Below are 26,650 nucleotides of genomic sequence, written 5' to 3' on the forward strand. Positions count from 1 at the left end.
ATAAATTATCCGGTATTAGCTACCGTTTCCGGTAGTTATCCCAGTCTTACGGGCAGGTTGCCTACGTGTTACTCACCCGTCCGCCGCTAACCATCAGAAGTGCAAGCACTCCATCAAGTCCGCTCGACTTGCATGTATTAGGCACGCCGCCAGCGTTCGTCCTGAGCCAGGATCAAACTCTCCAATAAAGTTGAAACTTATTGAATAAGCTGATAGCTCATTTTGAATCTGACGAGAATTTTACTTCTCATTTTAATACTCACTCGTTGTTCAGTTTTCAAAGATCAACTTCATTCATTTCGTTATCGCCTCATCAGCGGCAACTCTTATAGTATATTACATCCGGCGTTATTTAGCAAGCATTATTTTTTACCAAGAAGCTGTGCTCTTCGTTTCAAACACGCTTAATTAACGACCGGATATATAATATAACATAGACATCAGACCATAGCAACTCTTTTTTAAAACAAAAAAAGAGCCCCGCTCACCGCAGGGCTCCTCAGTGTTACTCCGCCGTATTCCGCATATGCGGGAACAGCAGTACGTCGCGAATCGATGGCGCATCGGTGAGCAGCATCACAAGGCGGTCAATACCGATACCCAACCCGCCGGTTGGCGGCATGCCATATTCCAGAGCACGGATGAAATCTTCATCCATCTCATGCGCCTCATCATTCCCGTGCTCGCGCTCCAGCAACTGGGCTTCGAACCGTTGACGCTGATCGATCGGATCGTTCAGCTCGGAGAACGCGTTCGCATGCTCACGCGCTACGATAAACAGCTCGAAGCGGTCGGTAAAGCGCGGATCTTCCTCGTTCTTTTTGGCCAGCGGCGAGATTTCCACCGGATGACCGTAGACAAAGGTCGGTTGAATCAGAGTTTCCTCAACGAACTGCTCGAAGAACGCGTTCAAAATATGACCAAAGGTCATATGCGGCTCTACAGGAACTTTATGTTCCTTAGCCAGTCGATGGGCTTCCTCGTTCGTCATCTGAACGCCGAAATCAACGCCGGTCACCTCTTTCACCGCATCCACCATGGAAACGCGGCGCCACTGCGGCGTCAGGTCGACCTCGTTTCCTTGATATTGAATCACTTGAGTACCCAGTACTTCTTGGGCAATGTGAGCGATCATATTTTCCGTCAGCGCCATAATGTCCTTATAATCGGCATAAGCCTCATACAGCTCGATCATCGTGAATTCCGGATTGTGGCGTGTCGATACACCTTCGTTCCGGTATACCCGGCCGATTTCGTAAACCTTCTCCAAGCCGCCCACGATTAAACGTTTCAAGTGCAGCTCGATGGCAATCCGCATGTACAGCTCCATGTCCAGCGCGTTGTGGTGCGTGATGAACGGACGAGCCGCCGCACCGCCGGCAATGCTGTGCAGTGTAGGCGTTTCAACCTCCAGGTAGCCGAGCGAGTCCAAATAGCGGCGCATGGATTGAATAATCCGCGAGCGCTTGATAAAGGTCTGTTGCACTTCGGGGTTAACGATTAAATCCACGTAACGTTGGCGGTAGCGCAGTTCCACGTCCTTCAGGCCGTGGTATTTGTCGGGAAGCGGATAGAGCGACTTGGACAAAACCTCCAGATCTTTCACCTTGATGGTCGTTTCGCCGGTTTTCGTCTTGAAAACCTCACCGGTCACGCCGATGATATCTCCTAGATCGAGAACGTTGAACGCGGCATACTTTTCTTCCGGAACGCTATCCTGACGCACGTAAAGCTGAATCTTCCCGGAAAGATCTTGAATATGCGCAAAGCTGGCTTTACCCATCACCCGTTTGGCCATAATCCGGCCGGCCACCGAAACCTCGACCTGCTTCTCATCGAGTTCTTCCTTCGTCAATGGGTCATACTGGGCCAAAATATCGCCGGCCATCGCATCACGCTCGTATTTTTTGCCGAAAGGATCAATGCCCAATCCCCGCAGCTCGTCCAATTTTTCGCGGCGAATTCTTAGCAACTCGCTGACCTCGACCACTTCCTGGTTGTTTTGTTCCTCGCTCACTTGGTTCCACTCCTTGCGACTAATATTTAAATTGAATTAAAAACAGTGAAAGAAGCTTCCGCCGGGGAAGCTTCTCGGGACGTTGATAGAGCTTATTTCTTGATATCCACGATTTTATATTGAATAACGCCTGCCGGTACGGTTACATCGACGATCGCGCCTTTTTTCTTGCCCAAAATCGCCTTTCCGACAGGGCTTTCGTTCGAAATTTTATTCTGCAGCGGGTCGGATTCGGCCGTCCCCACGATCGCGTATTCCATCGTATCGCCAAATTCCAAATCTTCAACCGTTACTGTAGAACCGATGCTCACTGTATCCGTATCGATCTCATCGTTATTGATGATCCGGGCGTTGCGCAGCATCTTCTCCAACGTAATGATTCGGCCCTCGATGAAGGCCTGTTCGTTCTTGGCGTCCTCGTATTCCGAGTTTTCGCTGATATCCCCATACCCGATGGCTGTCTTAATCCGCTCGGCCACTTCGCGGCGTCTTACGGATTTCAAATTCTCCAACTCTTCCTCCAGTCTCTTCAGACCGTCCTGTGTAAGAATGACTTCTTTATCGCTCATCTCAACCGATTCTCCTGTCATGGAAATAATATTCGCACTGTGCGGCGGACTGCCGGGCAACTTCAAGGGCGCCTCTCCCCGTTAGGAGCGTTCAAAGCATCGACTATCCCGAGAAGGTCCGTGGTTCCCGCCTGACAACGGCCGTGAAAGCTCACGCATCATTGAGAATATCATATGCAATCGCATGGAGGTCAGACCATCCATGTTGTGGAAGTTATCTCCTGAGGCGAATTTATATTGTGAAATTATAGGGGAACCGTTCTGAAATGTCAATGACACCAGACTCTAGAATTGTAAACGCTTCATAAATCGATTCCCTGTAAAAAGAGGACCCACCGGCCTCCGTATGCGTTTCTCCCGCATCCTTATGCCGATTCGGCTTCCCCATAGTTTTCCGCATTTAATTCGGCAACAAAGTTCTCCAAAATCCGCACCATTTCGTCACGTTTCGTTTCTTCCATGATGATGTCCTTAACCCGGGCCGTGCCCTTCAGGCCTTTCAGGTACCAAGCCATATGTTTGCGCATTTCCCGGACGGCGACAGCCTCGCCTTTCAGTGCGGCCAACCGGTCCATGTGCAGAATGGCAATGCGGATTTTCTCTTCCGCTCCCGGCTCGGGCAGCAGAACGCCCGTCTTTAAATACTCGACGGTACGATACAGCATCCAAGGGTTACCGAGCGCACCTCGTCCGATCATCACCCCGTCACACCCGGTTTGATCGAGCATCCGCTTGGCATCCTCCGGCGTGACTACGTCCCCGTTCCCGATGACAGGAATCGACACCGCCTCTTTAACTTGCTTTATAAATTCCCAGTCAGCCTTGCCGGTATACAATTGCTCCCGGGTACGGCCGTGAACGCTGACGGCTTTGCCGCCCGCGGCCTCCACCGCCTTGGCATTGTCAACGACATAAATATGCTCCGCATCCCAGCCGATCCGCATTTTTACGGTAACCGGTTTGCTGACAGCGTCTACGACCGCCGAAACCATTTCATAGATTTTGTTCGGATCCAGCAGCCAACGCGCACCCGCGTCACATTTCGTTACTTTGGGCACCGGGCAACCCATATTGATATCGATAATATCCGCGTTGGTCTCCTGATCTACCACTTTAGCGGCTTCAACCAGAGATTCGCGGTCTCCCCCGAAGATTTGCAAGCTAAGCGGTTTCTCCCGTTCGTCGACAAACAGCATTTCCTTCGTCCGCTTGTTGCCGTGAATAATCGCTTTATCGCTGACCATCTCTGCGCAGACAAGCCCGGTGCCGAACTCTTTCGCAATCAGGCGGAACGCCGGATTACATACGCCTGCCATCGGAGCGAGCACGACCTGATTTTTCATTTCAATATCGCCGATCTTCAGCATGATGGTCCCTCCTGATTTTATGGATTTTGATGTTGCTTGAGCTCCGCCAACGGTACGCCCAGAACATCCGCAATTTTATTTAAAATTTGATCTTCTGCCCGTCGGTTACCCCGCTCAACGGCCCCTAAAACAGCCAATGATATGCCGGTCTCATCGGCGAGTTGCTGCTGCGTGTATCCCTTCAGTTTTCGGAATGCCCTAAGCCGCTGGGCAAGCTGCCTGTTTTCCAAAACCGTACGCCATCCTTTCCGTCCACCAAATCCAAGGCGGCCCTTACCCGCTCGTATAACCCCGATGCTTCGCCTTCGGATACGATATCGCTAAGCGGAACAAGCACAAAAGCCCGTTCAAACATGCGCGGATGGGGCAGTGTCAAAAAAGCGGTCTCCATCGTCCGGCCCTCCATCCACAGCAGATCGAGGTCTACGGTTCTCGGGCCGAAACGGATGCTCCGCTCCCGCCCGAGAGCAAGCTCCACCTCTTGCATCACCGCCAGCAGAGCCTCCGGTGTCAGCGTTGTCTTTACCGCCAGCACCATGTTGATAAAGTTCGGCTGATCCAGGTAACCCACCGGGTCAGTCTCATACAAATTCGAGCAACGCAGCAGCGCTATCTGCGGATGTTCGCTCAGCAATGCCGCCGCTCTCATCATCTGCGCTTCCCGGTCTCCCAAATTAGCCCCTAATGCAATATAAGCCTCTGAGCTTTCAGAGGGGGTCTGTGCTATCATATAACCTTCTCACTTTCTGGTGCGGCGCAGTTCCACCGTCACGCCATCAAACTTGATATCGAAAGGCGGATGCGGTTTGGTCACGCCGACCGTTAAAGCATCTACCCTAGTATAAGTGTCCAATACCGAGGATGCAATATGCTCGGCAAGCGCCTCAATCAATTTGAAGCTTTTTTGTTCCACAATTCCGCGGACCAGCTCATGAATTTCGGCATAATTAACCGTTTTGGTCAAATCGTCGGATTCCCCCGCGTCCCGCAAATTCAGCTCCAGCTCCAAATCCACATAGTAACGGGCACCCAATTTGCGCTCTTCCTCGAACACACCATGGTATCCGTAAAATTCCATCCGTCGTACGATCATTTTATCCATCATTTTTCACCCTCCGTTTTAACCAAAATTAAGCGTATAAAATCGCATCGCACATCAGAGCCGTGCGCTTGATTTCTTTCACGTCGTGCACCCGAACGATCTGGCATCCTTGGGCAATACCGAGGGCCACCGTGGCGGCCGTGCCGAACACTACTTCCTCCGTCGGCAGATCCAGCGCGGTGCGGATGAATTTTTTGCGCGAGGTTCCGAGCAGCAGCGGGTAGCCCAGATCCATCAGGCGATCCAGGTTTTTCATCACCAGCAGGTTCTCGTTGTAATCTTTGGCAAACCCGATCCCCGGGTCCAATATAATCCGCTCTTCCTTCACACCGGCCGTCCGGGCCAGAGCAACACTCTCCAGCAGATCGTCCGCCACATCCTGGAGCAGGTCGGTGTAATCCCGGTTGTCGCGATTATGCATCAGAATCGCCGGGCAGCCAAACTCCACGGCCACCGCAGCCATCTGCGGGTCGGCTTTGAAGCCCCAGACATCGTTGATGATATGCGCTCCCGCCTTGAGCGCCTCCCGGGCCACGCGCGATTTATAGGTATCCACGGAAATCGGAATATGCGGCGCCTCCCGGTGAAGGGCTTCCACCACAGGAACGACCCGTTCCAATTCCTCCTGCTCGCTCACCGACTGATGTCCGGGGCGTGTCGACTCCCCACCAAGGTCGATCAAGTCCGCCCCGTCGGCGATCATTTGCAGCGCATGACGAACCGCCCGCTCGGGATCGTTATACTTTCCCCCATCGGAGAATGAATCCGGGGTTACATTGAGAATACCCATAATGAGGGTTCTTTCGCCTAGTTTCAAAGTCGTTTCGCCGCATGGATAAGTTCTTTCGAATACCCTGTTCTGCATATCAGCTTCCCACACTCTCTCTATAAAAATAAAGCAGCCGTTCCGTCACCGGCCCGATTTCTCCGCTGCCTACCGGCACTTCACTCCCGCCGGGCTCCGCCAGCCGGGTTATCGGCACTAACTCCTGAATCGAGTTTGTGACAAACACCTCATCGGCTTCCCGCAATTCATCCCAGGTATACCTGCCCTCTTCGACAGTCCAACCGTGTTTGCCGGCGAGCTCCAGGACCGCCCATCGGGTAATCCCCGGCAATATCCCCGTTCCGATCTCAGGAGTATATAGTTTACCTAACCGGACAAAAAATAAATTGCTGGCGATCCCTTCCGCTAAAAAACCTTCCGCCGTCAGCATCATCCCTTCAGCCGGCTGCGGCCGTACCACCGCCCCGGCTTTCCCGGCACTCGCCGCCGCTGCCGTCAGCCGCTCGTATTCCGCCAGTTCCCGCCGGGCCAGCATATTGTTCATGTAGTGGAGCGACTTGAGCCGCACCCCGCTTTCCGGCGTATTCCGCGGCGTTGAGAGGCGCCACAGCGTTTTGCCGAGGCGGTACAGCTCCGGGCTGGACTTGGGCAGCGGCTTGACGTACAGAATCACCGCAGGCATCGCATAAGGCTCGGTGGTCAGCCCAAGAGGGCCTTGTCCCGCGGAGACTGTCAGCCGGAGATAGGCATCTTCCAAGCCGTTCAAGGCCAGCAGCTCGGCGATTTCCGCCTCCAGCCGATCCCGGCGCGCTGCATAAGGAATGCCGAGCACCCGGCAACCCTCCTGTAGCCGCTCCAGATGGCGGTCCAACAGACACGGTAGGCCACCATAGGTGCGGAACGTCTCAAACAGCCCCATCCCGTACATGAAGCCGTGATCCATAACGGAAATCACGGCTTCGTTTGAGGGGGTCGGCTTCCCGTTCACCCCGAGGTAAGTCATACCCCGGCTTCCGCCTTCCGGCTCAGGAAGTTGCGGAGCATCTGATGCCCATGATCGGTGATGATGGATTCCGGGTGAAATTGAACGCCTTCAACAGCGTATTGTTTATGGCGCAAGCCCATAATCTCGCCTTCAGCGGTTTCCGCCGTAATTTCCAAACAATCCGGAAGACTCTCCCGCTCCACGATCAGGGAATGATAGCGCGTCGCCGTAAACGGCGACGGCAGGCCGGCAAACACCGATGTCCCTTGATGATGGATCGGTGAGGTTTTGCCGTGCATCAGGCGTTCGGCCCGGATGACCTTCCCGCCAAAGGCCTGTCCGATCGCCTGATGGCCGAGGCATACGCCAAAGATCGGAATCTCCCTTTTAAAGCGGTCGATCACGTCCAGCGTAATCCCCGCCTCATTCGGCGTGCAAGGCCCCGGGGACAGCAAAATATGATCCGGGTTCAGCTGCTGGATGCCCTCGAGGTCGATTTCGTCATTACGGCGTACGACGACCTCCCCGCCCAGCTCCCCCAAATATTGAACCAGGTTGTACGTAAACGAATCGTAATTATCGATGACCAGTATCATCACTTCATCCCCTGTCCTTCGCCGTGAACGGCGGTTAGTTCGCTCTGCCGGACCGCTGCGGCAACCGCTCTGGCCTTGTTGCTGCATTCCCGGTACTCGCGGTAGGGAACGGAATCGATGACGATGCCCGCTCCCGCTTGGATATAGCCGACTCCGTCCTTGACGACCAGTGTTCGTATAATAATATTTAATTCCATATTCCCGTTGTAGTCAATCCAGCCCATAGAGCCGGTATACGGCCCCCGGGTGACCGGTTCGAGCTCTTCGATGATCTCCATGGTCCGCACCTTCGGCGCCCCAGTGATCGTTCCTCCCGGAAAAACGGCGGCAATCGCGTCGTACGCCGTTTTATCCGCAGGCAGGGCGCCCTCCACCTCGGAAACGAGGTGCATGACGTGGGAATAGCGCTCAATGGTAAACAGCTCGCTGACCCGAACCGAGCCGTAGACCGCCACCCGGCCCAAGTCGTTGCGCAGCAGATCGACGAGCATGATGTGCTCGGCGCGTTCTTTTTCGCTGCCGGTCAGCTCCGCCTCCATAAGCGCATCCTCCTCGGCGGTATGCCCCCGCCGCCGGGTGCCCGCAATCGGACGGGTGCTGATGCGCCCCCGCTCCACCTTCACAAGAAGCTCGGGCGAAGCCGACACGAGCTGAAAATCCGGCAGCCGCAGCAGACCCATATAAGGCGAGGGATTGATCCGCCGCAGACACTCGTAGACGGCTTCAGGGGAGCTTTGGACTTCAAAGGCTTGCCTCAGCGACAAGTTCACCTGAAACACGTCGCCAGCCGCGATATAGTCCTGCACCCGCCGAACCGCCGCCTCAAAAGCCTCCTGCGGCATCGAAACCGCCTTGCAGCCCGGCAAAGCATCCGACTTGACCAGCTCCCCGGCTTCGGCGGGCGGTTTCAAAGGACCAGGGCCGGCAGGCGGGGCCTGATTCTTTTCCCCGGATTGTTCCTCGGAGTCCTGGGGGGACACGGAGCCCTCTTCCATCCTCCGGCAAAACCGCTCCCAACGGTCCGCCATCCCCATCGCCCTGTCGCGCGCCGACGTATAGAGCTTCTTCAGGTCCATTCCCGGCTCATTGTCCACCGGGCTATGAACGACGGCATATACGAACTTTTCCGTCTCATCCCAGACCCAGACTTCCTCGAACCGCATCCATACATAATCGTCGAGCTCCAGATCGTCTTTGGCCATCCGGGGAAGGCGCTCCAGGGAGCGGGCGACATCATATCCCAAAAATCCGACCGCGCCCCCGCAAAACTTCGGCAAGCCGTCTGCAACCGGCGACTTCCAGGGCGCCATCCACTGTTTAAGCAACTGCAGGGGCTTCCCTGACCGCTCCACCGTTTCACCGGAAGCTATCTCGGTAAGGACAGCTCTGTTTCCTTTGCCGCGGATGACCGAGATCGGATCAAGCCCGAGAAAGGTATACCTGCCTGTTTTTCCGCTCTCCAGCACAAAAGAATACGGCCGCGCCTCCTCCCAGGCTCGCGTCCAGTCGGCGGGCAGACCGCCCGCCACCGGTTTTCTAACCGCACAAGGCAGCAGAGACCATGTCCCTTCCTCCGCCCAAGCTTCCCATTGTTCCTGCGATATGACCGTCTCCATCCGCTGCCGCATCCTCCAGCCTCATTCTTGGTTATTGCTAGCTAGTATACTAAAAACCCCGCGACTTTAAAATACAAATAACCCCTACAGCGGCCCTGAAGAGCCGCGATAGGGGTAGTATCCGCGTTATTGCCAAGAATGGCCGCCAAATTAAGCTTCGAAATTATACAGCGGCGTGCTCAGGTAACGTTCGCCGTTACTAGGAATGATCGCAACGACCCGTTTGCCTTTGCCGAGTTTCTTGGCGACTTGAAGCGCCGCAAATACGGCCGCACCGGAGGAAATCCCGGAGAGGATGCCCTCTTCCTTGGCCACTTGGCGCGCTTGCTCAAATGCATCGTCATTCTCGACATGAATGATTTCATCATAAATCTCACGGTTCAAGATCTCGGGAATAAAGTTCGCGCCCAATCCTTGAATCTTATGAGGTCCCGGTTTGCCCCCGGCCAGAATCGGCGATGCCGCCGGCTCAACCGCATAGATCTTGAGGTCCGGAAAACGCTGCTTCAGCACTTCGCCCGCACCCGAAATTGTACCGCCCGTTCCAATCCCGGCGATAAAAGCATCAAGCTTGCCGTCCAGCGAGTCGATCGCTTCCACGATTTCCGGGCCGGTCGTCTCGCGGTGGATTTTCACGTTGGCTTGGTTGCGGAATTGATCCGCCATGAAATAGTCCGGGTTGGCCGCCAAAATTTCCTCGGCTTTCTTAACCGCGCCGTTCATGCCTTCCGATCCCGGCGTCAGCACCAGCTCGGCACCGTAAGCCCGCAGCAGGTTGCGGCGCTCCAAGCTCATCGTTTCGGGCATGACAATGACCGCTTTATATCCCTTCGCCGCAGCGACAAGGGCAAGCCCGATTCCGGTATTGCCGCTCGTGGCTTCAATGATCGTGCCGCCCGGTTGCAATTTGCCGGCCTTCTCCGCCTCTTCCACAATGCTGATGGCGATCCGGTCCTTCACGCTGGACCCCGGGTTTTGGTATTCCAGCTTCACATAGATTTCAGCGCTGTCCTCCGGTACAATGCGGTTCAGCCGGACCAGCGGCGTATCGCCAATCAGATCTGTAATGTTGTTTACGATTCTAGCCATGTCATAACCCTCCTTATTGATTAAGAAAAAAACAAGATCGAATCCGACGCTTAAATGTATTTATAAACTATAGATTTGCGGATAGACCGTCTCCGTTCCATCCAAGCTATTTCCGAGTAAACAAGTTGGTTTTACTACTATTATCTTAACAACCCCGATCGGACTTGTCAATAATGGCGCAAAAAAATACCCTGCCCTTCCAAAGTCTACACCGGAAGAGCAAAGTATTCCATCCAACCGCCGGACCTTATCCCCCGGCGAGGGAATTAATTCATTTGCGCAAGCAGTTCGTCCAACTCGTCCTGGGTGAAGGTATATACCTCGTTGCAGAAGTCGCAGACAACCTCCGTCTCCTTGTCCTCATCCCGAAGCGTGGTCAGTTCCTCTCTCCCCAAACTGATCAGCGTCCGTTCCACCCTGTCCCGGGAACAGTGGCAGGAGAACGTAATGTCCATTTCCTCCAGCACTTTGACATCCGGTACGATCCAACGCAGCATTTCCTCCGGTTCCAAGCCTTGGTCGAGCAGCGAAGTCACCGGCGGCAGCTGTCCGACCGCCCGTTCGATCGCGTCGATTTCCGAATCGCTCAATCCCGGCAGCAGTTGAATAATGAATCCGCCCGCCACGATGACGGAAGAATCGGTATCCACCAGCACCCCCAAGCCGACCGCCGACGGCGTCTGTTCCGAAAGGGCGAAGTAATAGGTAAAGTCCTCGCCAAGCTCCCCGGAAATTAAAGGAACGCTCCCGCGATAAGGGTCTTTGAGTCCCAAATCCTTCGTCACGTGAATAAAGCCCGTCGTGCCGACGGCTCCCGCCACATCCAGCTTGCCTTTGCTGTTGCTCGGCAACTGGACATGAGGATTCGTTACATAGCCGCGCACTTCTCCCTTGGCATTGGCATCGGCCACGATTTGGCCGACCGGTCCGTCCCCCTTCACCTGGATGGACAGCCGTTCTTCGCCTTTCAGCATCGCGCCCATCATCGCGGCCGCGGTGACGGTACGTCCCAGCGCGGCCGTCGTCGTCGGGTACGTATCATGGCGGCGGCGGAGTTCCTCCACCAGCTCCGTCGTCTGCACCGCAAAGGCCCGGACTTTCCCGTCCATCGCCGTCCCCCGGACCAGCCGGTCCTTCAATTCTTTCTTTTCCTCCACGCAGGAAGCCTCCTTTATATGAACTTGGAGTTCACGTTCATTGATTTCGTTCGTAAATAATGCGAAGCCCCTCCAGCGTAAGCCAGGGATTCACTTCCTCAATCGTCCGCGATTCGCTCGCGATCAACTCGGCAAGGCCGCCGGTGGCGACCACCTTCGGCTCGGCGCCCATTTCGGCCCGAATCCGTTCCACAATCCCGTCGACCTGGCCCGCGTAACCGAAAATAATGCCGGCCTGCATCGCGTGCACGGTGTTGCGTCCGATAACCTTTTTCGGCTTCTCCAGCTCGATGCGGGGCAGCTTCGATGCCCGCTGGTACAGGGCCTCCGTCGAAATGCCGATCCCCGGTACGATGGCTCCGCCTAAATAATTACCCTGGGCATCGACGCAGTCAAACGTCGTCGCCGTCCCGAAATCGACGACCACCAGCGGGCCGCCGTACCGCTCAATCGCCGCCACGGCATTGACGATCCGGTCGGCACCCACTTCGCGCGGATTTTCATAGCGCAGGTTGAGCCCGGTTTTGATGCCCGGGCCAACCACCAGCGGCTTATGATGCAGGTATTTTTTGCACAACTCTTCCAGGACATGCATCAGCGGCGGAACGACCGAGGAAATAATGATCCCTTCGATGTCATCCGGTTCGATTTTGGACATCTGGAACAGGTTATGAATCAGGACGCCGTACTCGTCGACCGTTGCCTGCCGGTTCGTCGAAATCCGGAAATGGTGCAGCAGCTCACGCTGGCTGTATACCCCAAGAACAATATTCGTGTTGCCGACATCTACCACTAGAAACACGGTATTACCCCTCTTTCTTTTCGCCCAGGTCCAGACTGATGTCCAGATTTTCGAACGAGTACGTTAACCGGCCCACGGAGATGACGTCCACACCGCTTTCCGCAATCCGCCGCACCGTCTGCAGATTTACGTTCCCGGAAGCCTCCGTTTTCACATGGGGCGCTATCACTTTGATTCGCCGCACCGCTTCCTTCATCAAATCGGGCCCCATATTATCCAGCATAATGATATCGGCCCCCGCTTGCAAAGCTTCTTCCACTTGCTCCAAGCTTTCCGCCTCAACCTCAATTGTCATCGTGTGCGGAATGTTCTTCCGCGCCCGGCTCACCGCCTGGGCGATGCCGCCGGCCCCTTTAATATGGTTGTCTTTGATCATCACGGCATCGTACAGCCCGAACCGGTGGTTCGCCCCGCCGCCGGTGCGCACCGCGTATTTCTCCAGCATGCGGTGGCCGGGCGTCGTTTTGCGCGTATCCACCAGACGGACCGGCAGCCCTTCAAGCGCGTCTACAAAGCTGCGGGTCCGGGTAGCGATTCCGGACAACCGCTGCAGCAAATTTAACGCAAGACGCTCTCCCGTCAAAATACTGTGCGTGCTGCCCTCCACTTCCGCCAGAACAGCGCCCTTCTCCACGTGCTGACCATCCTGGACAAGCGGTGTAAACGCGAGCATCGGATCTACAACCTCGAATACCAGCTGCGCGACCGGCATCCCGGCAATAACGCCGGACTCCTTGGCATGGATAATGCCTTTGGATTGATGTCCGGAGGGGATTGTGACGCCCGTCGTGACATCGCCCGAACCCACGTCCTCCTTCAGCCACAACCGAATCGACTCCACCAGGCCTTCGTTATATCCATTAAACATCATCGCTGATTTCCTCCAACATTCCTTTTTTCCGGTGACATAAAATATGCCGGCGCCACCGTACGTCGTCCTTCTCCGGGAAATCCTCCCGGTAGTGCCCCCCGCGGCTCTCCTCGCGGGCCAACGCCGCCTCGGCCAACAGCAAAGCGCAGGTCAGCATGTTGGCGTACTCCAACTGCTCCCGGGTATGTAAAACCGCCCCGAAGATCGGCAGCTGCCGCTTCAATTCCTCCATGCCTTTCAGCAGCCCTTCCTTCGTGCGGCGCACTCCCACCTGCCGAACCATGACTTTCTGCAGCTTCAGCCGCCGTTCCACGATCGGCTGCATAACCGCCTCCTGGCGGCCCGGCATGTACGCGATGTCCGCACCGGTCTCGGCGAGCGGCTCCAGTTGCCGGATGCGCCCCACGATTCGCCGTCCGAAGACGACCGCCTCGGACAGTGAATTGCTCGCCAGCCGGTTCGCACCATGCACGCCGGTGGAGGAAACCTCCCCGCAAGCGAACAGACGGCGTACGCTGGTTTCTCCATGATGCCCCGTTTGCACGCCTCCCATCATATAATGCGCAGCCGGGGCGACCGGAATCCAATCGGCAGTCATATCCAGACCATAGCCGATGCAGGTCTCGTAAATGGTAGGGAACCGGTGCTTGATCGTCTCGGGGTCCTCATGGGTGATGTCGAGATACACGTGAGTCGCACCCGTCTCCTCCATTTCGCTGACAATCGCCCGGGCCACGATATCGCGCGGAGCCAATTCCAGCAGCTCGTGATACTTCTCCATGAACCTTTCGCCGCGGATATTCCGTAAAACGGCGCCTTCTCCGCGCACCGCCTCCGAGATAAGAAACCGCGGAGCGCCGGGATAACAAAGCGCGGTCGGATGGAACTGGATAAACTCCATATCCCGAATTATCGCGCCTGCCCGGTAGGCCATCGCCACCCCATCGCCGGTCGCCACCTCCGGATTGGTCGTATAGCGGTATAGCTGGCCGACCCCGCCGCTGCAAAGAACCGTTGCGTTGCCGCGCAGGAAAACCCGGCGGCCATCGGGCTGCTGGACCAGCGCACCCAGACATACATTGTCCTTCGTGATCAAATCGATCACGTAGTGGTCATCCCAGATGTCGATATTGGCGTGTCCCCCCACCTGCTCCGACAGAGCCCGGACAATCTCATACCCCGTGGCATCTCCATTGGCATGCAAAATCCGGCGGTGGCTGTGCGCGCCTTCCTTTGTCAGGGCAAGCTCCCCGTTCTCAAGATGATCGAACGCCGTTCCCAAAGACATGAGCTCTCTGACACCGTCGGGACCTTCATTGACCAGAATATCCACCGCGGCCGAGGAACAAAGCCCCGCTCCGGCAAGGAGCGTGTCCTCCCGGTGCGAAGCCGGCGAATCCTCATCGGAAATGACCGCCGCAATGCCGCCCTGGGCATACCGGGTGTTGCTCTCCATCAGTGATTTTTTCGTTATTATTATGACCTTGCGGTCTTCACTTGTTTTTATGGCCGTAAACAGCCCGGCGATGCCCGACCCGATCACGATCACGTCCGTGTCGATCACGGGAAGCTCCGCCAAATCAAAATCAACCAAGTATTGTGGAATCAAGGTGACCACCTGTCCTTGACAGAGAGTAGCGCATGCTACTGAACTTGTAGCATGCGCTCTAATGAGGTTCTGGCTTTGTCGGCGACCGCCGGCGGGACATAAATTTGCGGCTGCATCGTTTCCAGACACTTCACCAATTTTTTCAGATTATTGACTTTCATATTGGGACAAACGAGAAACTTCGAGGCAAAATGGAAGGTCTTCTCCGGACTGTCCAGCCTCAGTTGGTATCCGGTCCCGTCTTCGGTTCCCACGATAAATTCCTTGGCGGACGACTTCTTGCAATATTCGAGAATCGCGGTCGTGCTGCCTACGAAATCACCCATCGCTACGACTTCCGGCCGGCATTCGGGGTGAACGACGAATTCCGCTTCCGGATGCTTCGCCTTCATCTCGACCACGTCTTTCACGGTCAGCATATCGTGGGTGTTGCAGTACCCTTCCCAGATAATCATTTTTTTGTCCGTATGCTGCTGGACATAGTGTCCCAGGTTCTTGTCGGGGACCCAGATAATCTCATCCGCATCGACCGAGTTAATCACCTTCACGGCATTGGAGGAGGTGCAGCAAATATCCGTCTCCGCCTTGACCTCGGCCGAAGAGTTAATATAGGTGACCACTTTGGCATTGGGGTGCTGCGCTTTAAGCTTTCTTAAGCCATCCACGTTCACCATATCCGCCATCGGGCAGCCGGCCCGTTCATCGGGAATGAGCACCGTCTTGTTCGGCGCCAAAATTTTTGCGCTCTCTCCCATAAAATGAACGCCGCAAAACACGATCGTTTCCGCCTCGGTTGAGGCCGCCTTTTGAGCGAGCAAAAAGGAGTCGCCGCGAAAATCGGCCACTTCTTGAATTTCGTCGCGCTGATAATAATGCGCCAAAATAATTGCGTTGCGTTCCTTCTTAAGCTGAACCAGCTTCTCCCGAAGCTCCCGGTTCATTTCCGCCTTCCGCTCCCGTGCTAGAGCCTCCACCTGACATCCTCCCCTGTATGCGACCGCGGTGTTTCCCCGCGCTTCTCTCTCATCCGCATCCCTATAGTAATGTTTGTGCAAAAATACGCATACTTGCCGTCACGTCAACGTACCTAAATTCACACGGCTGTGTTAACACCTAATTTACACAAGCGAATTAGGGCTGTCAATCGATCCGGGAAGGAAAGCTCAAATTTAAATTAAATCAGGCCGGATTCCCAAATTTAGGTGGAATGAAGTAAGAGTACGGAGTATTTAACGTGAAAACCTCCCGCTAATAAGCCTCCATACGGCCACTAGCGTTGCATTAAGCAATTTGAATCTCGTGCAGGTAGATAAGGGCCTTATGCGGCGCTATTTTGTCGAATTCGGCTAGATGATGTGAAATTGCGGCTTTTTGGGGTCCAATTTTTGGGAAAAGCAGGCCGACCCTGATTTTGGGTCCCTGCAGATTTGCAGGAAATCCTCATGCCAAATGAGTCAACATGGGACAATGGTAATCTAACGGCCTTTAAGCCATGAATTCGCAAAAAATCCGGGAAACAGACTTTGTCTGTCCCCCGGATGATATCCAGCGTCGCTTATACGGTTGGCGGCGTGCTGCCCCCCGGGCCTTGCCCGTTCCCGTCTTTGTTGTCCCCGTCCGGCGTTACATCGCGCACCGTACTTTCCGGCGCGTCGACCGTCGGGTCGTTCGAGACGTCGTTCGTGCTGCTGCCAGGGATCTCGTTCGGAATGTCTCCGGTTGGTCCCGCAGGGGCCGGATCCTCGGTCTTGCCTTGAATCCGAACGCGCACGTCGCCGACATTGTCCACGATAGGCTCGCCCGGCTCGGTCGTGCCGCTTCCGCTGTCGCCTTCGCCGTCTTTGCCGGCTTCCGGCGCATCCAGCAGACGCCCATGCTCGATCAATTGCTTGATCTGATCCAGGTCCAGCGTTTCCACCTCAAGCAAGGTCTCGGCGATCAAGCGAACTTCCTCGGCATGCTCCGTCAACAGCTTCTTACAACGCTCATACGACTCGTTGATGAAGCGCTGCATTTCCTGATCGATCTCGTAAGCGATCTGATCGCTGTAATTCTGTTCGTGCCCGATATCGCGGCCCAGGAACACCTGGCCTTGCGATGTGCCGAATTGCATCGGACCGAGCTTCTCGCTCATCCCGTATTCGACGATCATGCTGCGCACGATGCTCGTCGCCTGCTGGAAGTCGCTGTACGCCCCGGTGCCGATTTCGCCGATGAACAGCTCCTCTGCAACCCGGCCGCCCAGTAGGCCCGTGACCTTGTCGAGCAGCTCTTGCTTCGTCACCAGCATGCGGTCTTCCTTCGGCAGCATGATGACATATCCGCCGGCGCGGCCGCGCGGTATAATCGTCACCTTGTGTACCATATCGGCGTGCTCCAGAAAGTAGCCTACAATCGTATGGCCCGCTTCATGGAAGGCCACGATGCGTTTCTCCCGGTCGCTGATCACGCGGCTGCGTTTCTCCGTACCTACGATGACGCGGTCGATGGCTTCATCCACTTCGGTCATAGAAATATCCTTGCGGTTCCGGCGGGCGGCAAGGAGTGCCGCTTCGTTCAGCAGGTTCTCCAGATCCGCACCGGTAAAGCCGGTTGTCCGTTTGGCGATAACGTCAAAACGCACATCCTTGGTGAGCGGTTTGTTGCGCGCATGCACCTTGAGCACCGCTTCGCGGCCTTTCACGTCCGGACGGTCGACCGTAATTTGACGGTCAAAACGTCCCGGACGCAGCAAGGCCGGGTCCAAAATATCCGCACGGTTCGTGGCCGCGATGATAATAATACCTTCGTTGCCGCCGAAACCGTCCATCTCAACGAGCAACTGGTTGAGCGTCTGCTCGCGCTCGTCATGTCCGCCGCCGAGTCCGGCGCCGCGCTGACGACCAACGGCATCAATTTCGTCGATGAAGATGATACATGGCGAATTCTTCTTCGCGTTTTCGAATAAATCCCGAACCCGGGAAGCACCGACCCCAACGAACATTTCCACGAAATCGGAACCGGAAATACTGAAGAAAGGACGTCCCGCTTCCCCGGCTACCGCACGGGCCAACAAGGTTTTACCGGTCCCCGGAGGGCCTACGAGCAGTACCCCTTTCGGGATTTTGGCACCGAGTGCGGCAAATTTCCGCGGATCCTTCAGGAACTCGACGACTTCCACCAGTTCCTGCTTCTCTTCGTCGGCTCCGGCCACGTCCTCGAACGTCGCCTTCTTCTCCTCATTATAGAGACGGGCCCGGCTCTTGCCGAAGTTCATCACTTTGCCGCCGCCGCCCTGCGCCTGATTGAACAGGAAGAAGAACAGAATGAACATGATCGCGAGCGGAATGATCGAAGTCAGGAAGGTCAGCCAGATGCTCTCTCCCCGCATTTTTTCCCATTTAATGTTAAATTTATTCTGCTCGCTGAGATCCGTAATTTCTTTAAGGACATTCGGATCATAAGGGATATAGGTCGAGAAGTTCTTCGTTTTGCTTTCTCCGACCTCCTTTTTATACTTACCGGTCACCAGATAAGCGTAACCGTCGAATTTCCCGGTTAATTCTTCTACGTTTTTCTCCTTTAATTCGTGCCGCAGTTCGGTATAGCTCGGGTTGACGGTTGTCTCATTTCCGCTGTTGAGGAATTGGACGATGCCCACCACGACTAAGAAAAGTATCAAATAAAAACCAGAATTCCGGATGAACCGATTCATCCCCTACCTCCTCTCAAAACCTTAAGTTATTTTAACATAGCCGCGCACGCCTTTTCAAAAAAACGGCGGGGGATGGCTCCGGCCCGAGGGACCGGTGAAATTAGCTGCTGTAAATTTCCGGTTTCAGCACTCCGACGAATGGGAGGTTGCGGTACTTCTCGGCGTAATCCAATCCATAACCGACAACGAAAGCATCCGGGATCACAAAACCTGCCAGATCCGCTTCCAGCTTCACGGTCCGACGCGCCGGCTTATCAAACAAGGTGACGATCTTCACGGATTTCACCTTGCGGCGCTCCAGAACATCAATGAGGTAGCTCAAAGTGAGCCCGCTGTCGATAATATCCTCCACGATCAGGATGTCTCTGCCCTCTACCGAGGTGTCCAAATCCTTGATGATTTTAACTTCACCCGAAGATCGGGTAGAAGCTCCATAACTGGATACCGCCATAAAATCGAGCTCCAGCGGCACAGTGATCTCCTTCACCAGGTCCGCCATGAATATAAAAGCGCCCTTCAGAATGCAGATGACCAGCGGATTCCGGCCCTCGTATTCCTCGCTCAGCTGGCGCCCGAGCTCTTTGACCTTCTCCTGAATCTGTTCCCGGGTAATCAAAATTTCCTGGATATCGTTCTGCAAGATAAGTAAACCTCCTACGTTATACTATGAATGTCATCACTACGTTAAACCCCAAGGTCGGGATCAGGATTCCGCAGCAGGGCCATATGCAGCACGGAGGACGTCTTCCCGTCCACTACCGCCGCCGATGACCGCCGCACGCCGGGAATCCAAAGAATCCGGCCCAAAGCGTCCGTCACCATGGGGGTCTGGGAGCGAAGCGTGGGAGGTATTTTCTCATCGATAAAAATATCTTTCACCTTTTTGCTTCCATTTAGCCCCATCACGTTCATCCTGTCTCCCGGAAGCCGGGAACGAACAGTAAGCGGATAGACAAGCTCATCCGCATCAAACGCTGCCTCCCCGTTGCCATCCGTCATGGGCCCGACAAGACCCGAACCGGCAGGCTTACGGGTAAAACGCAAGGTTTGCCCCGTGTCCGTCACGGACACTTCCGCCGGAAAATGTTCCACAACATATGTATAATGAGGATTTTCCGCTCGGGCAGGTACAAACCGAATGGTATCGTATTCACGATAACAGCGGACACCTCTTCCAAGATCCAAAACCCATGTCGTGGGCCGATCCTGGACCGCCCCTTTTCGAATGGCTTCTACCTTGATAAAATCGCCGTCATCCGTACCTAAAGGCAGATAATTTAATATTAGTTTAATCAACCTCCGTTGTAAAGCGGCATGTAGGGAGGTGAATCCCCGGAGTTGAAACGCCGCACCGCCGTTTTGCCAAGTCACCGTCTCCGCATAAATCCGCTCGGTTTCCAGCCGCATATAGTCGTCTTCTTCGCCGATGACCTCGGCCAGACGATTCAGTGAATCCGTTAGCTGTTCATTATATTGCCCCAAAAAAGGAAGCACATCCAGCCGGATTGCATTGCGCGCATACTTGGGAAGCAGGTTGGAGCTGTCGATTACATAAGGAATGCTTGAGCGGTCGCAAGCTTGGACCAGCTCGTTTTTGTATATACGAAGGAGGGGACGAATAAGTTCCACATTTTTTTCGCGGCGTTTCAGCTTCATACCGGCCAAACCGGACGGGCCGCTTCCCCGCAAAATCCGCATCATCACGGTCTCCGCCTGATCATCGGCATGATGGGCGAGAGCAATCGCCGAAGCCCCGTATTTGGCGGCCATTTCATGAAGGAAGGCATACCTTTTCTCCCGGGCGGCCAATTGCCCGCCCTTTCCGGTTTCCTTCATATATGTAGGAATATCAAAAACGCCAAGTTCGAAAGGAATCCCCAGACGCTGTGCCAAACCGCGGACAAATTCGGCCTCCTCATCGGACTCCTTCCCGCGGAAGCCATGATTGACGTGTGCGCAGACCAACTTCAAACCAAGTTCCGGATCCCGCGAAAGCTCCAGCAAAATGTGCAACAGCATCACGGAATCCGGCCCTCCGGATACCGCTACGACGATGCAGTCTCCCGGGGACCATAACGCGTGTTCCTTTCCAGTGCGGCGCACCGCATCCACCAAGCGGTACATATCGGGATTCATTTGGCGGCTCTTCCTTTCCGGGCGATCCTATAGTCTATGGTTGCAGCATATGTTTTGACCTTCGGCGGTCAAAAACGTAAGGTCAGATACAATGCGCAAACCAGCAATGTTAAAGAAACGGCAAAGGCCCCCAGCATCCAGCGCGGGGTTTGACCTTTGGGCTTGCGGCGGCCGAACGAGGCGGTCACCAGCTCCCGCCATAATTGGCAGGCTTCGGCCGTATCGTTAAATTGGCCGGCCAGCGCCCGCTCCAGCCATTCCCGGTAGGGCGCCAGTGCCGGCTCCGAACGGAGAATAGCGGTCAGATCGTTGCAGCTCCGCGTCTGGGGCAACTGGGTCGCCGCCCGTTTCAATGGCCCTTCGGCCAGCAAATGGATACAAACGACGGCGAAGGAGAACCAGTCATAAGAAGGCTCCGCCGTTCGCCCGCCCGCTCCCCAAAAACCGCGGTCATACCATTCCGTGAACTGCTTGACGCTGCGGCCGATCCCGCTGACTCCACCGTAATCGATTAATTCGACCTCCCCATAGGGGGAGACCAGCACATTCTCCGGCTTCAAGTCTCCAAATACCCACCCGGACTCATGAAGCTGCCGGAGCTGACGCAGCAGGTGGAGGCCGGCGATCCCCAGCCAGGCCCCGCCTCTCTTGGCAAGAAAAGCCCTTAACGGCTCCCCTTTGACATAGCGCATGACGTAGAAAGGAATCTCCCTGCCTTGAAAGGAATAGTCATCGACTTCCACCAGATAGGAAAGATCCCGCCCCGTCACGCCTCGCCGGTATCTCTGCCGCTGAAGAGCTTTCAGCACATTGACTTCCGATTGTATATCCACCGTGTCGAAACCCATTTTCAGGGCATACAGCTTCGCGCTGTCCACCTGCTTCACCAGGTAGACGACCCCGTTCGCGCCCTGTCCGAGCAGGCGCTGAATCGCGTAGCGCCCGCCCTTCCAGCGGCCTGTCACCACCGTTCCCGGCGCCAGGCTCCATTTAGACGACGTAGTCACCGAGTATCCCTTCTCCTCTACCTGTGTCCTCCAGCCAATTCTTCGATCCATGTCCTTCCAGTGTACCATACCGGAAGAAATCCATCACCTTCAGAATGGCCGGACCGGTGGGGGTCGCGCCGCGCATGGCAAGCCGCTGAAAGATCGAGCGGGCTTGGCCGAGATCATCGGTCCAGTCCAGGTCCAGGACGGCGTCTTCGCCCCCGTGCGCCCCGGGGAAATGGAACACCGCCATTCGGCTGGCCCCCTGCCTTGCCCCAAGGCTGAGCATCATATCGCGAATCGCCTCCTCCACGGCGGCGAGCTTCGGCTTCATGCTGGCGCTGGCGTCGATGAGCAGCGCCACGTCCAAGGGGCTGTTCTCGCTCAGTTCGTCGATGACCTCCACCACCTGGGAACGCTGGTCCGGTGGCAGGTCCTCCACGGAAGAATTCCCCAGAATTGTTTTCAACTCCTTATTAACCGCGTGCTGAATCGTCTGAACCACGGTCTTGCGCGTCAGCATTTGCATCGTTTGCGCCAGCTTCTGCGTGCCGGAAAGCCGGCTCATCCCGCCTCCCGCCTTGGCGATTTCGGCGATTTCCAGACTGCCGAGCTCCCCGATCGTGCCGTAGTCGACAATCCCGATCACATTGACGACGATCCCCTCCTGCCGGGCCAGCGCGGCCGCCATAACCGGGCTCTCGCCTACATTGGAACAACCGTCGGTAATCAGCAAAATTTGCTTCATCTCTATCCCCGCTTTCTTTTTTCCATCTGATAGACTCTCTTCTCTATCATTTCCAGCGAGAATAGGATTCAAACCCGGCCTTTCCACTGGCGTCAAAAAGCAGCAGGGACACCTTTGCAGGAATGAAAAAAGAGGCTGTCCCCGAAGGGAAATGCCTCCTTAATTCGCGGCGGATGCCAGCGCAATGTCGAACCGGACCTCGCCGGTCGTATGATCCCGATGAGAGATGAAGAAGGCCCAGTGTTGTTCGGGAACCCCGTCCCGCAACAGCTCATAATTACGTGCGCATAGCCTGATGTCTATGAAGCGGGACCCGTCGAACCGGTAGTCTTCACCGGTCTGAAGGCCGAAACGAATTCGCAGCAAACTTTGCAGACCCCCCGCGGTAATAAATTTGAACCGGTATCCCTCGGTGATAGCCTTTCGCATGGCTTCCCCGCTTTGATGGGCATATGCAAGGAATTCCTCCCAATCCACATCCGGATTCACCTTCTCCTTTAAACCGGGGGCATCTTTGTTCTCTATCCATGAGATCACTTCCCTGTCCGAATAGCCTGCGGCCCGGATCATTTCCAGGCGCAGCGCGTAAGGCTGGGGCAGGCTCGTCAGCATCGCATTTGTCCCCCTTCCGGTATAAAAATTCTCAGTCTACAAGATGGCAGGCCACATAATGTCCGCTCCCGACATCGCGGAATTCCGGCTTCCTTTCTTTGCATGCCTCTGTGGCATAAGGACAGCGGGTGTGGAACTTACATCCGGACGGCGGGTTCGCCGGACTCGGGATCTCTCCCTTCAATAAAATCCGCTCTCTCTTCAATCGGGGAATCGGAAGGGGAACAGCCGACAACAATGCCTTCGTATAAGGATGGAGCGGGCGAAAAAAGATCTCGTCGCACGGCGCCATCTCCACCAGATTCCCCAAATACATAACGCCGACTCGCGAGCATAGATGCTCCACCACACTTAAATCATGAGAGATAAAAAGAGAGGCCAGTCCCTGCGTTTCCTGCAGTTTTCTGAACAAATTGATGATTTGGGCCTGAATCGACACGTCCAGCGCGGAAACCGGCTCGTCGGCGATGATCAGATCCGGCTGAAGGATCAGCGCCCGGGCGATTCCGATCCGCTGCCGCTGCCCGCCCGAGAATTCATGGGGGTAGCGATCGAGATGAGAGGCCGACAGACCGCAAAAGCCCAACACTTCCAGCACGCGTTCGCGGATTTCCTCCTTGGGGTGGAGCCCATGGTCCAGCAGAGCCTCGCCGATGGCGTCCCCTACTCGAATTCGGGGATTCAGCGAGCTGTAAGGGTCCTGAAAAATCATTTGAATTTTCGGCCTCAGTTGGCGCAAGTCCCCCTCCTTAAGGCCGTATAGGTCGAGTCCTTTAAATTTGACTTCTCCCCCGGTCTTGTCCGCGAGCCGTACAATCGTGCGTCCGACGGTGCTTTTTCCGCTGCCGGATTCCCCGACAAGCCCGAAGGTTTCTCCCGGAAGGATGGTGAAGCTGATGTCGTCCACCGCACGAACATATCCGGTAGTCCGCTGCAAAAGGCCCGATTTGATCGGAAAATATTTTTTTAGGCGGTTCACCTCAAGCAAAGCTTCACGCATGGGCATTCGCCTCCTCATAGAGCCAGCAAGCCGCCCGCTGCCGCTCCCCCACCTCTCCCAGAGCGGGCTCCCGGTGCCGGCAAATCTCCATCCCATGTTCACAACGGTCGTAAAAGTAACAGGATGGCTTTAATTCGAGGAGGTCGGGCACTTGGCCCGGGATCGAATACAGTGATTCCTCCCGCTGTCCCAGCACCGGTTTGGAACGCAGCAGCCCCCGCGTGTACGGGTGCTTCGGCGCTTCAAACAGGCGGGTAACCTCCCCTTCCTCCACGATTTTTCCGGCATACATCACGACGACATAATCGGCCATTTCGGCTACAACCCCGAGGTCATGCGTGATCAGTAAAATGGACATCCCGGATTCCTCCTTGATTCTGCGCAAGGTATCGAGGATCTGGGCTTGGATCGTCACATCCAGGGCGGTGGTCGGTTCGTCGGCAATCAGCAGCTTCGGCCCGCAGGATATCGCCATGGCGATCATGACCCGCTGCAGCATCCCTCCGCTGAGCTCGTGCGGATAGCTTTTTATGATTTGTTCAGGCCTGGAGATGCCGACCTGTTCAATCAGTTCTACGGCTCTCTTTCGGGCGTCTTTTTTACCGAGCTTCAAATGCTCAATCAACGGCTCCATCATTTGCTCGCCGATCGTTAGGACCGGATTCAGGGAAGACATCGGCTCCTGGAAGATCATGGCGACTTTGTTTCCGCGAACCGCGCGGAGCTCATGGCGATTTAGGGACAACAGGTCCACACCCTCAAAAAGGATATCCCCCTCGATTTTCGCCCCCGGAGTCCCTTGGAACAATCCCATGACCGAGAGGGCGGTCACGCTTTTTCCGCAGCCCGACTCCCCGACAATACAGACGGTTTCGCCTTGCAGCACACGCAGGCTTACTCCGTCCACCGCTTTAATAACGCCCTCTTCGGCGGGAAATTGCGTAATGAGCTGATCTATTTTCAGTAAAATCGACATATCGTTTTCACCTATCTTTTCATTTTGGGATCGAGGACGTCCCGCAGCCCGTCACCAAACACATTGATGGCGATAACCGTTGCAAAAATGGAGACGCCCGGCGGAATCCAAAGCCAGGGATGCTCTTGAAAATCAATCATATTGTTTGCAGTGTCAATCATATTCCCCCATGTCGGCGTCGGCGGCATAACCCCCAGCCCGAAGAAGCTGAGTACCGATTCGCTTAGAATCGCACCGCCGATATTCAGGGTAGCCATGACGATAATTAGCGGGAGCAGATTGGGAATCAGATGATGGAAGAGTTTCCGGCGATCTCTTAACCCGAGTACGACGGCCGCCTGCATAAACTCCCTCTCCCGCAAGCTGAGCATTTGCCCCCGGACCATTCGCGCCAGTCCCGGCCAATTGACAAGGCTCAGCATCAGCATAACGATATACATCCTGTAATCGGTAGGCACCTTCCAATCCGACAACAAGGCTCCAAAAATAAACAGAAGCGGCAGTCCCGGGATGGTCATCAGCAAATCGGCAATTCGCATAATGACCTGATCCACGATGCCCCGGTAGTAACCGGCAACCGCTCCAAGCAAGGTTCCCAGAAATACGGATAAGACCATGGAAGCGAGACCGACCGTTAGGGAGATGCGCCCGGCTTGCATGACCCGGGTCAATACATCCCTCCCCAGTTTATCGGTCCCCAGCCAGTGCTGTAGATTTGGAGGTCTGTTCATCAGAGCCATATTCACTTTATTGTCCGTATACGGAGAAAAAAGTGGACCCACAAAACAGGCGATTCCCATAAACACCACGACGGCCAGTCCCGAGACGGCCAATTTGTTTTTCAATAATTGTTGAAACGCCTGCGACCAAAGCGAAGACCTTCCGGACGGGCGAGTCCCCGGTCTCGCCGCCCTCGTCTCAATTGTTTCAATATTGTCCATTTCTTCCACCCCCTAATGAAGCCTGACGCGAGGGTCGGCCATGCGATACAACAGATCGGACAAGAGTGTGCCGATGACCGTTAAAACGGCAATCAACATCGTGAATCCCATCAATAAAGGATAATCCCGCAAAGAGAAAGAGCTCATATACAGCTGACCGATTCCCGGCCAGTTGAATATTTTCTCAATAATCAACGAACCTCCGAATAGAGCGGGCAGCTCGAAGCCCACCAAGGTGATCGCCGGCAGCAAGGCGTTGCGAAGCGCATGGGTAAATAGCACTTTCCCTTCCTTCAGCCCCTTGGCTCTGGCTGTCCGGATATAATCCTGCTTGATCACATCGATCATATTGGAACGGAAGTACCTCGTCAGCGACCCCACCCCCAAAATGGTCATGACGATCACGGGCAAGGTCATATGGCGAATGACTTCGGTAATATAAGCCCAACCTGCCGCATTGCTTCCCGTCGTCAGCATTCCCCCCGGCGGAAGCCACTTCAAATCGACGGCCACGATTTTGATCAGGAATAAGCCGATGAAAAAGGAAGGCAGCGACATGGCCGCAAACACGGCGACCAGCACCACCGTATCAAACCAGGAGTACTGTTTGTAGGCGGAAATAACGCCCACAATAACCGCAATGACCCAGGTAAAAAAGGTGGACACCGCAGCCAGCAGAAAAGAGTTCCATATATATTCGTTAAAAAGCGTCAGAACCGGCTTTTGCTGGGCGAGAGAATAGCCGAAATCGCCATGCAGCGCGTTTTTCATCCATAAGGCGTACCTTTCCAGCAGCGGTTTGTTCAAGCCATAGATTTCCCGGAGCTCGGCCTTTCTCTCCGGCGAAAGTTTAATATTGCCGCTGATAAAATCGCCGGGGGTTAAGGCGTATAAACTAAAGATGAGCAAGGATGCGGCAAGCAGAATTAAGGTCATATAGATCAGCCTTTTGCTTATATAAGCGCTCATAATCCGGCCCCTTATGTA

General features: G+C 55.1%; 26 protein-coding genes and 1 rRNA gene. All 27 read right to left on the minus strand.

Annotation, left to right across the window (positions count from 1 at the left end):
* Positions 1 to 188, minus strand: a 16S ribosomal RNA gene (locus V4U88_RS22615); the annotation flags it as partial.
* A 317-nt stretch (positions 189 to 505) separates the two neighbouring features.
* A complete protein-coding gene (gene lysS, locus V4U88_RS22620; RefSeq protein WP_334075513.1) occupies positions 506 to 2,017 on the minus strand; it encodes a lysine--tRNA ligase in 1,512 nt (503 codons plus the stop codon).
* 92 nt (positions 2,018 to 2,109) lie between these two features.
* Positions 2,110 to 2,586 carry a transcription elongation factor GreA gene (gene greA / locus V4U88_RS22625; RefSeq protein WP_148454309.1) on the minus strand — a complete coding sequence of 159 codons (477 nt, stop codon included), beginning with the start codon at positions 2,584 to 2,586 and terminating at the stop codon, positions 2,110 to 2,112.
* Positions 2,587 to 2,951: 365 nt separating this feature from the next.
* Complete coding sequence (gene dusB / locus V4U88_RS22630) at positions 2,952 to 3,953, minus strand: tRNA dihydrouridine synthase DusB (RefSeq protein WP_334075514.1); 1,002 nt, start codon at positions 3,951 to 3,953, stop codon at positions 2,952 to 2,954.
* 17 nt (positions 3,954 to 3,970) lie between these two features.
* Positions 3,971 to 4,183, minus strand: a complete 213-nt coding sequence (locus V4U88_RS22635; RefSeq protein ID WP_334075515.1) for a helix-turn-helix domain-containing protein — start codon at positions 4,181 to 4,183, stop codon at positions 3,971 to 3,973.
* Complete coding sequence (gene folK / locus V4U88_RS22640) at positions 4,135 to 4,683, minus strand: 2-amino-4-hydroxy-6-hydroxymethyldihydropteridine diphosphokinase (protein WP_334075516.1); 549 nt, start codon at positions 4,681 to 4,683, stop codon at positions 4,135 to 4,137. Before folK ends, V4U88_RS22635 begins: the two co-directional genes overlap by 49 nt.
* 9 nt (positions 4,684 to 4,692) lie before the next feature.
* Entirely contained in the window at positions 4,693 to 5,055 is a 363-nt protein-coding gene (folB, locus tag V4U88_RS22645; RefSeq protein ID WP_334075594.1) for a dihydroneopterin aldolase, read from the minus strand.
* Between the two features lie 28 nt (positions 5,056 to 5,083).
* The gene (gene folP, locus V4U88_RS22650) at positions 5,084 to 5,920 is read right to left on the minus strand and encodes a dihydropteroate synthase (protein WP_334075595.1); all 837 of its coding nucleotides are present in this window, start codon (positions 5,918 to 5,920) and stop codon (positions 5,084 to 5,086) included.
* 1 nt (position 5,921) lies between these two features.
* Positions 5,922 to 6,845 carry an aminotransferase class IV gene (locus V4U88_RS22655; protein ID WP_334075517.1) on the minus strand — a complete coding sequence of 308 codons (924 nt, stop codon included), beginning with the start codon at positions 6,843 to 6,845 and terminating at the stop codon, positions 5,922 to 5,924.
* Positions 6,842 to 7,423: an aminodeoxychorismate/anthranilate synthase component II gene (pabA, locus tag V4U88_RS22660; RefSeq protein WP_334075518.1), complete on the minus strand. Its 582-nt coding sequence runs from the start codon at positions 7,421 to 7,423 to the stop codon at positions 6,842 to 6,844. Before pabA ends, V4U88_RS22655 begins: the two co-directional genes overlap by 4 nt.
* A complete protein-coding gene (locus tag V4U88_RS22665) occupies positions 7,423 to 9,039 on the minus strand; it encodes an anthranilate synthase component I family protein (RefSeq protein ID WP_334075519.1) in 1,617 nt (538 codons plus the stop codon). The genes pabA and V4U88_RS22665 overlap by 1 nt, the downstream gene beginning before the upstream one ends.
* A 150-nt stretch (positions 9,040 to 9,189) precedes the next feature.
* A complete protein-coding gene (gene cysK, locus V4U88_RS22670) occupies positions 9,190 to 10,128 on the minus strand; it encodes a cysteine synthase A (protein ID WP_334075520.1) in 939 nt (312 codons plus the stop codon).
* A gap of 266 nt (positions 10,129 to 10,394) precedes the next feature.
* On the minus strand, positions 10,395 to 11,285 hold the full coding sequence (gene hslO / locus V4U88_RS22675; protein WP_334075521.1) for an Hsp33 family molecular chaperone HslO: 891 nt from the start codon (positions 11,283 to 11,285) through the stop codon (positions 10,395 to 10,397).
* Positions 11,286 to 11,322: 37 nt separating this feature from the next.
* On the minus strand, positions 11,323 to 12,087 hold the full coding sequence (locus V4U88_RS22680) for a type III pantothenate kinase (RefSeq protein ID WP_334075522.1): 765 nt from the start codon (positions 12,085 to 12,087) through the stop codon (positions 11,323 to 11,325).
* Positions 12,088 to 12,091: 4 nt separating this feature from the next.
* Positions 12,092 to 12,958, minus strand: coding sequence for a carboxylating nicotinate-nucleotide diphosphorylase (gene nadC / locus V4U88_RS22685; protein ID WP_334075523.1), 867 nt, complete (start codon positions 12,956 to 12,958; stop codon positions 12,092 to 12,094).
* Positions 12,948 to 14,567, minus strand: coding sequence for an L-aspartate oxidase (gene nadB, locus V4U88_RS22690; protein WP_334075524.1), 1,620 nt, complete (start codon positions 14,565 to 14,567; stop codon positions 12,948 to 12,950). The genes nadC and nadB overlap by 11 nt, the downstream gene beginning before the upstream one ends.
* Before the next feature lie 35 nt (positions 14,568 to 14,602).
* The gene (gene nadA, locus V4U88_RS22695; protein WP_334075525.1) at positions 14,603 to 15,541 is read right to left on the minus strand and encodes a quinolinate synthase NadA; all 939 of its coding nucleotides are present in this window, start codon (positions 15,539 to 15,541) and stop codon (positions 14,603 to 14,605) included.
* Positions 15,542 to 16,122: 581 nt separating this feature from the next.
* Complete coding sequence (gene ftsH, locus V4U88_RS22700; protein WP_334075526.1) at positions 16,123 to 18,261, minus strand: ATP-dependent zinc metalloprotease FtsH; 2,139 nt, start codon at positions 18,259 to 18,261, stop codon at positions 16,123 to 16,125.
* 100 nt (positions 18,262 to 18,361) lie between these two features.
* Positions 18,362 to 18,901, minus strand: coding sequence for a hypoxanthine phosphoribosyltransferase (hpt, locus tag V4U88_RS22705; protein WP_334075527.1), 540 nt, complete (start codon positions 18,899 to 18,901; stop codon positions 18,362 to 18,364).
* A gap of 44 nt (positions 18,902 to 18,945) precedes the next feature.
* Positions 18,946 to 20,397 (minus strand): tRNA lysidine(34) synthetase TilS, encoded by a 1,452-nt coding sequence (tilS, locus tag V4U88_RS22710; protein ID WP_334075528.1) that lies wholly within the window; start codon positions 20,395 to 20,397, stop codon positions 18,946 to 18,948.
* A gap of 68 nt (positions 20,398 to 20,465) precedes the next feature.
* A complete protein-coding gene (locus V4U88_RS22715; protein ID WP_334075529.1) occupies positions 20,466 to 21,404 on the minus strand; it encodes a protein kinase domain-containing protein in 939 nt (312 codons plus the stop codon).
* On the minus strand, positions 21,388 to 22,134 hold the full coding sequence (locus tag V4U88_RS22720) for a vWA domain-containing protein (RefSeq protein ID WP_334075530.1): 747 nt from the start codon (positions 22,132 to 22,134) through the stop codon (positions 21,388 to 21,390). The genes V4U88_RS22715 and V4U88_RS22720 overlap by 17 nt, the downstream gene beginning before the upstream one ends.
* 159 nt (positions 22,135 to 22,293) lie before the next feature.
* A complete protein-coding gene (locus V4U88_RS22725) occupies positions 22,294 to 22,746 on the minus strand; it encodes a hypothetical protein (RefSeq protein ID WP_334075531.1) in 453 nt (150 codons plus the stop codon).
* A gap of 31 nt (positions 22,747 to 22,777) precedes the next feature.
* Positions 22,778 to 23,746, minus strand: coding sequence for an ABC transporter ATP-binding protein (locus V4U88_RS22730; RefSeq protein WP_334075532.1), 969 nt, complete (start codon positions 23,744 to 23,746; stop codon positions 22,778 to 22,780).
* Complete coding sequence (locus tag V4U88_RS22735; protein WP_334075533.1) at positions 23,739 to 24,722, minus strand: ABC transporter ATP-binding protein; 984 nt, start codon at positions 24,720 to 24,722, stop codon at positions 23,739 to 23,741. Before V4U88_RS22735 ends, V4U88_RS22730 begins: the two co-directional genes overlap by 8 nt.
* Positions 24,723 to 24,733: 11 nt before the next feature.
* Positions 24,734 to 25,663, minus strand: a complete 930-nt coding sequence (gene opp4C, locus V4U88_RS22740; protein ID WP_334075534.1) for an oligopeptide ABC transporter permease — start codon at positions 25,661 to 25,663, stop codon at positions 24,734 to 24,736.
* 12 nt (positions 25,664 to 25,675) lie between these two features.
* The gene (locus V4U88_RS22745) at positions 25,676 to 26,632 is read right to left on the minus strand and encodes an ABC transporter permease (protein WP_334075535.1); all 957 of its coding nucleotides are present in this window, start codon (positions 26,630 to 26,632) and stop codon (positions 25,676 to 25,678) included.
* Positions 26,633 to 26,650 lie beyond the last annotated feature (18 nt).

Source organism: Paenibacillus sp. A14 (assembly GCF_036864815.1).
Lineage (GTDB): Bacteria > Bacillota > Bacilli > Paenibacillales > Paenibacillaceae > Fontibacillus > Fontibacillus sanfengchensis.

Coding starts and splice junctions, on each gene's coding strand:
- greA (WP_148454309.1), bottom strand. CDS start 2,586: ATGAGCGATAAAGAAGTCATTCTTACACAGGACGGTCTGAAGAGACTG.
- dusB (WP_334075514.1), bottom strand. CDS start 3,953: ATGCTGAAGATCGGCGATATTGAAATGAAAAATCAGGTCGTGCTCGCT.
- folK (WP_334075516.1), bottom strand. CDS start 4,683: ATGATAGCACAGACCCCCTCTGAAAGCTCAGAGGCTTATATTGCATTA.
- folB (WP_334075594.1), bottom strand. CDS start 5,055: ATGGATAAAATGATCGTACGACGGATGGAATTTTACGGATACCATGGT.
- folP (WP_334075595.1), bottom strand. CDS start 5,920: ATGCAGAACAGGGTATTCGAAAGAACTTATCCATGCGGCGAAACGACT.
- V4U88_RS22655 (WP_334075517.1), bottom strand. CDS start 6,845: ATGACTTACCTCGGGGTGAACGGGAAGCCGACCCCCTCAAACGAAGCC.
- pabA (WP_334075518.1), bottom strand. CDS start 7,423: ATGATACTGGTCATCGATAATTACGATTCGTTTACGTACAACCTGGTT.
- V4U88_RS22665 (WP_334075519.1), bottom strand. CDS start 9,039: ATGGAGACGGTCATATCGCAGGAACAATGGGAAGCTTGGGCGGAGGAA.
- cysK (WP_334075520.1), bottom strand. CDS start 10,128: ATGGCTAGAATCGTAAACAACATTACAGATCTGATTGGCGATACGCCG.
- nadC (WP_334075523.1), bottom strand. CDS start 12,958: ATGATGTTTAATGGATATAACGAAGGCCTGGTGGAGTCGATTCGGTTG.
- ftsH (WP_334075526.1), bottom strand. CDS start 18,261: ATGAATCGGTTCATCCGGAATTCTGGTTTTTATTTGATACTTTTCTTA.
- tilS (WP_334075528.1), bottom strand. CDS start 20,397: ATGAATCCCGATATGTACCGCTTGGTGGATGCGGTGCGCCGCACTGGA.
- V4U88_RS22720 (WP_334075530.1), bottom strand. CDS start 22,134: ATGAAGCAAATTTTGCTGATTACCGACGGTTGTTCCAATGTAGGCGAG.
- V4U88_RS22725 (WP_334075531.1), bottom strand. CDS start 22,746: ATGCTGACGAGCCTGCCCCAGCCTTACGCGCTGCGCCTGGAAATGATC.
- V4U88_RS22730 (WP_334075532.1), bottom strand. CDS start 23,746: ATGCGTGAAGCTTTGCTTGAGGTGAACCGCCTAAAAAAATATTTTCCG.
- V4U88_RS22735 (WP_334075533.1), bottom strand. CDS start 24,722: ATGTCGATTTTACTGAAAATAGATCAGCTCATTACGCAATTTCCCGCC.
- opp4C (WP_334075534.1), bottom strand. CDS start 25,663: ATGGACAATATTGAAACAATTGAGACGAGGGCGGCGAGACCGGGGACT.
- V4U88_RS22745 (WP_334075535.1), bottom strand. CDS start 26,632: ATGAGCGCTTATATAAGCAAAAGGCTGATCTATATGACCTTAATTCTG.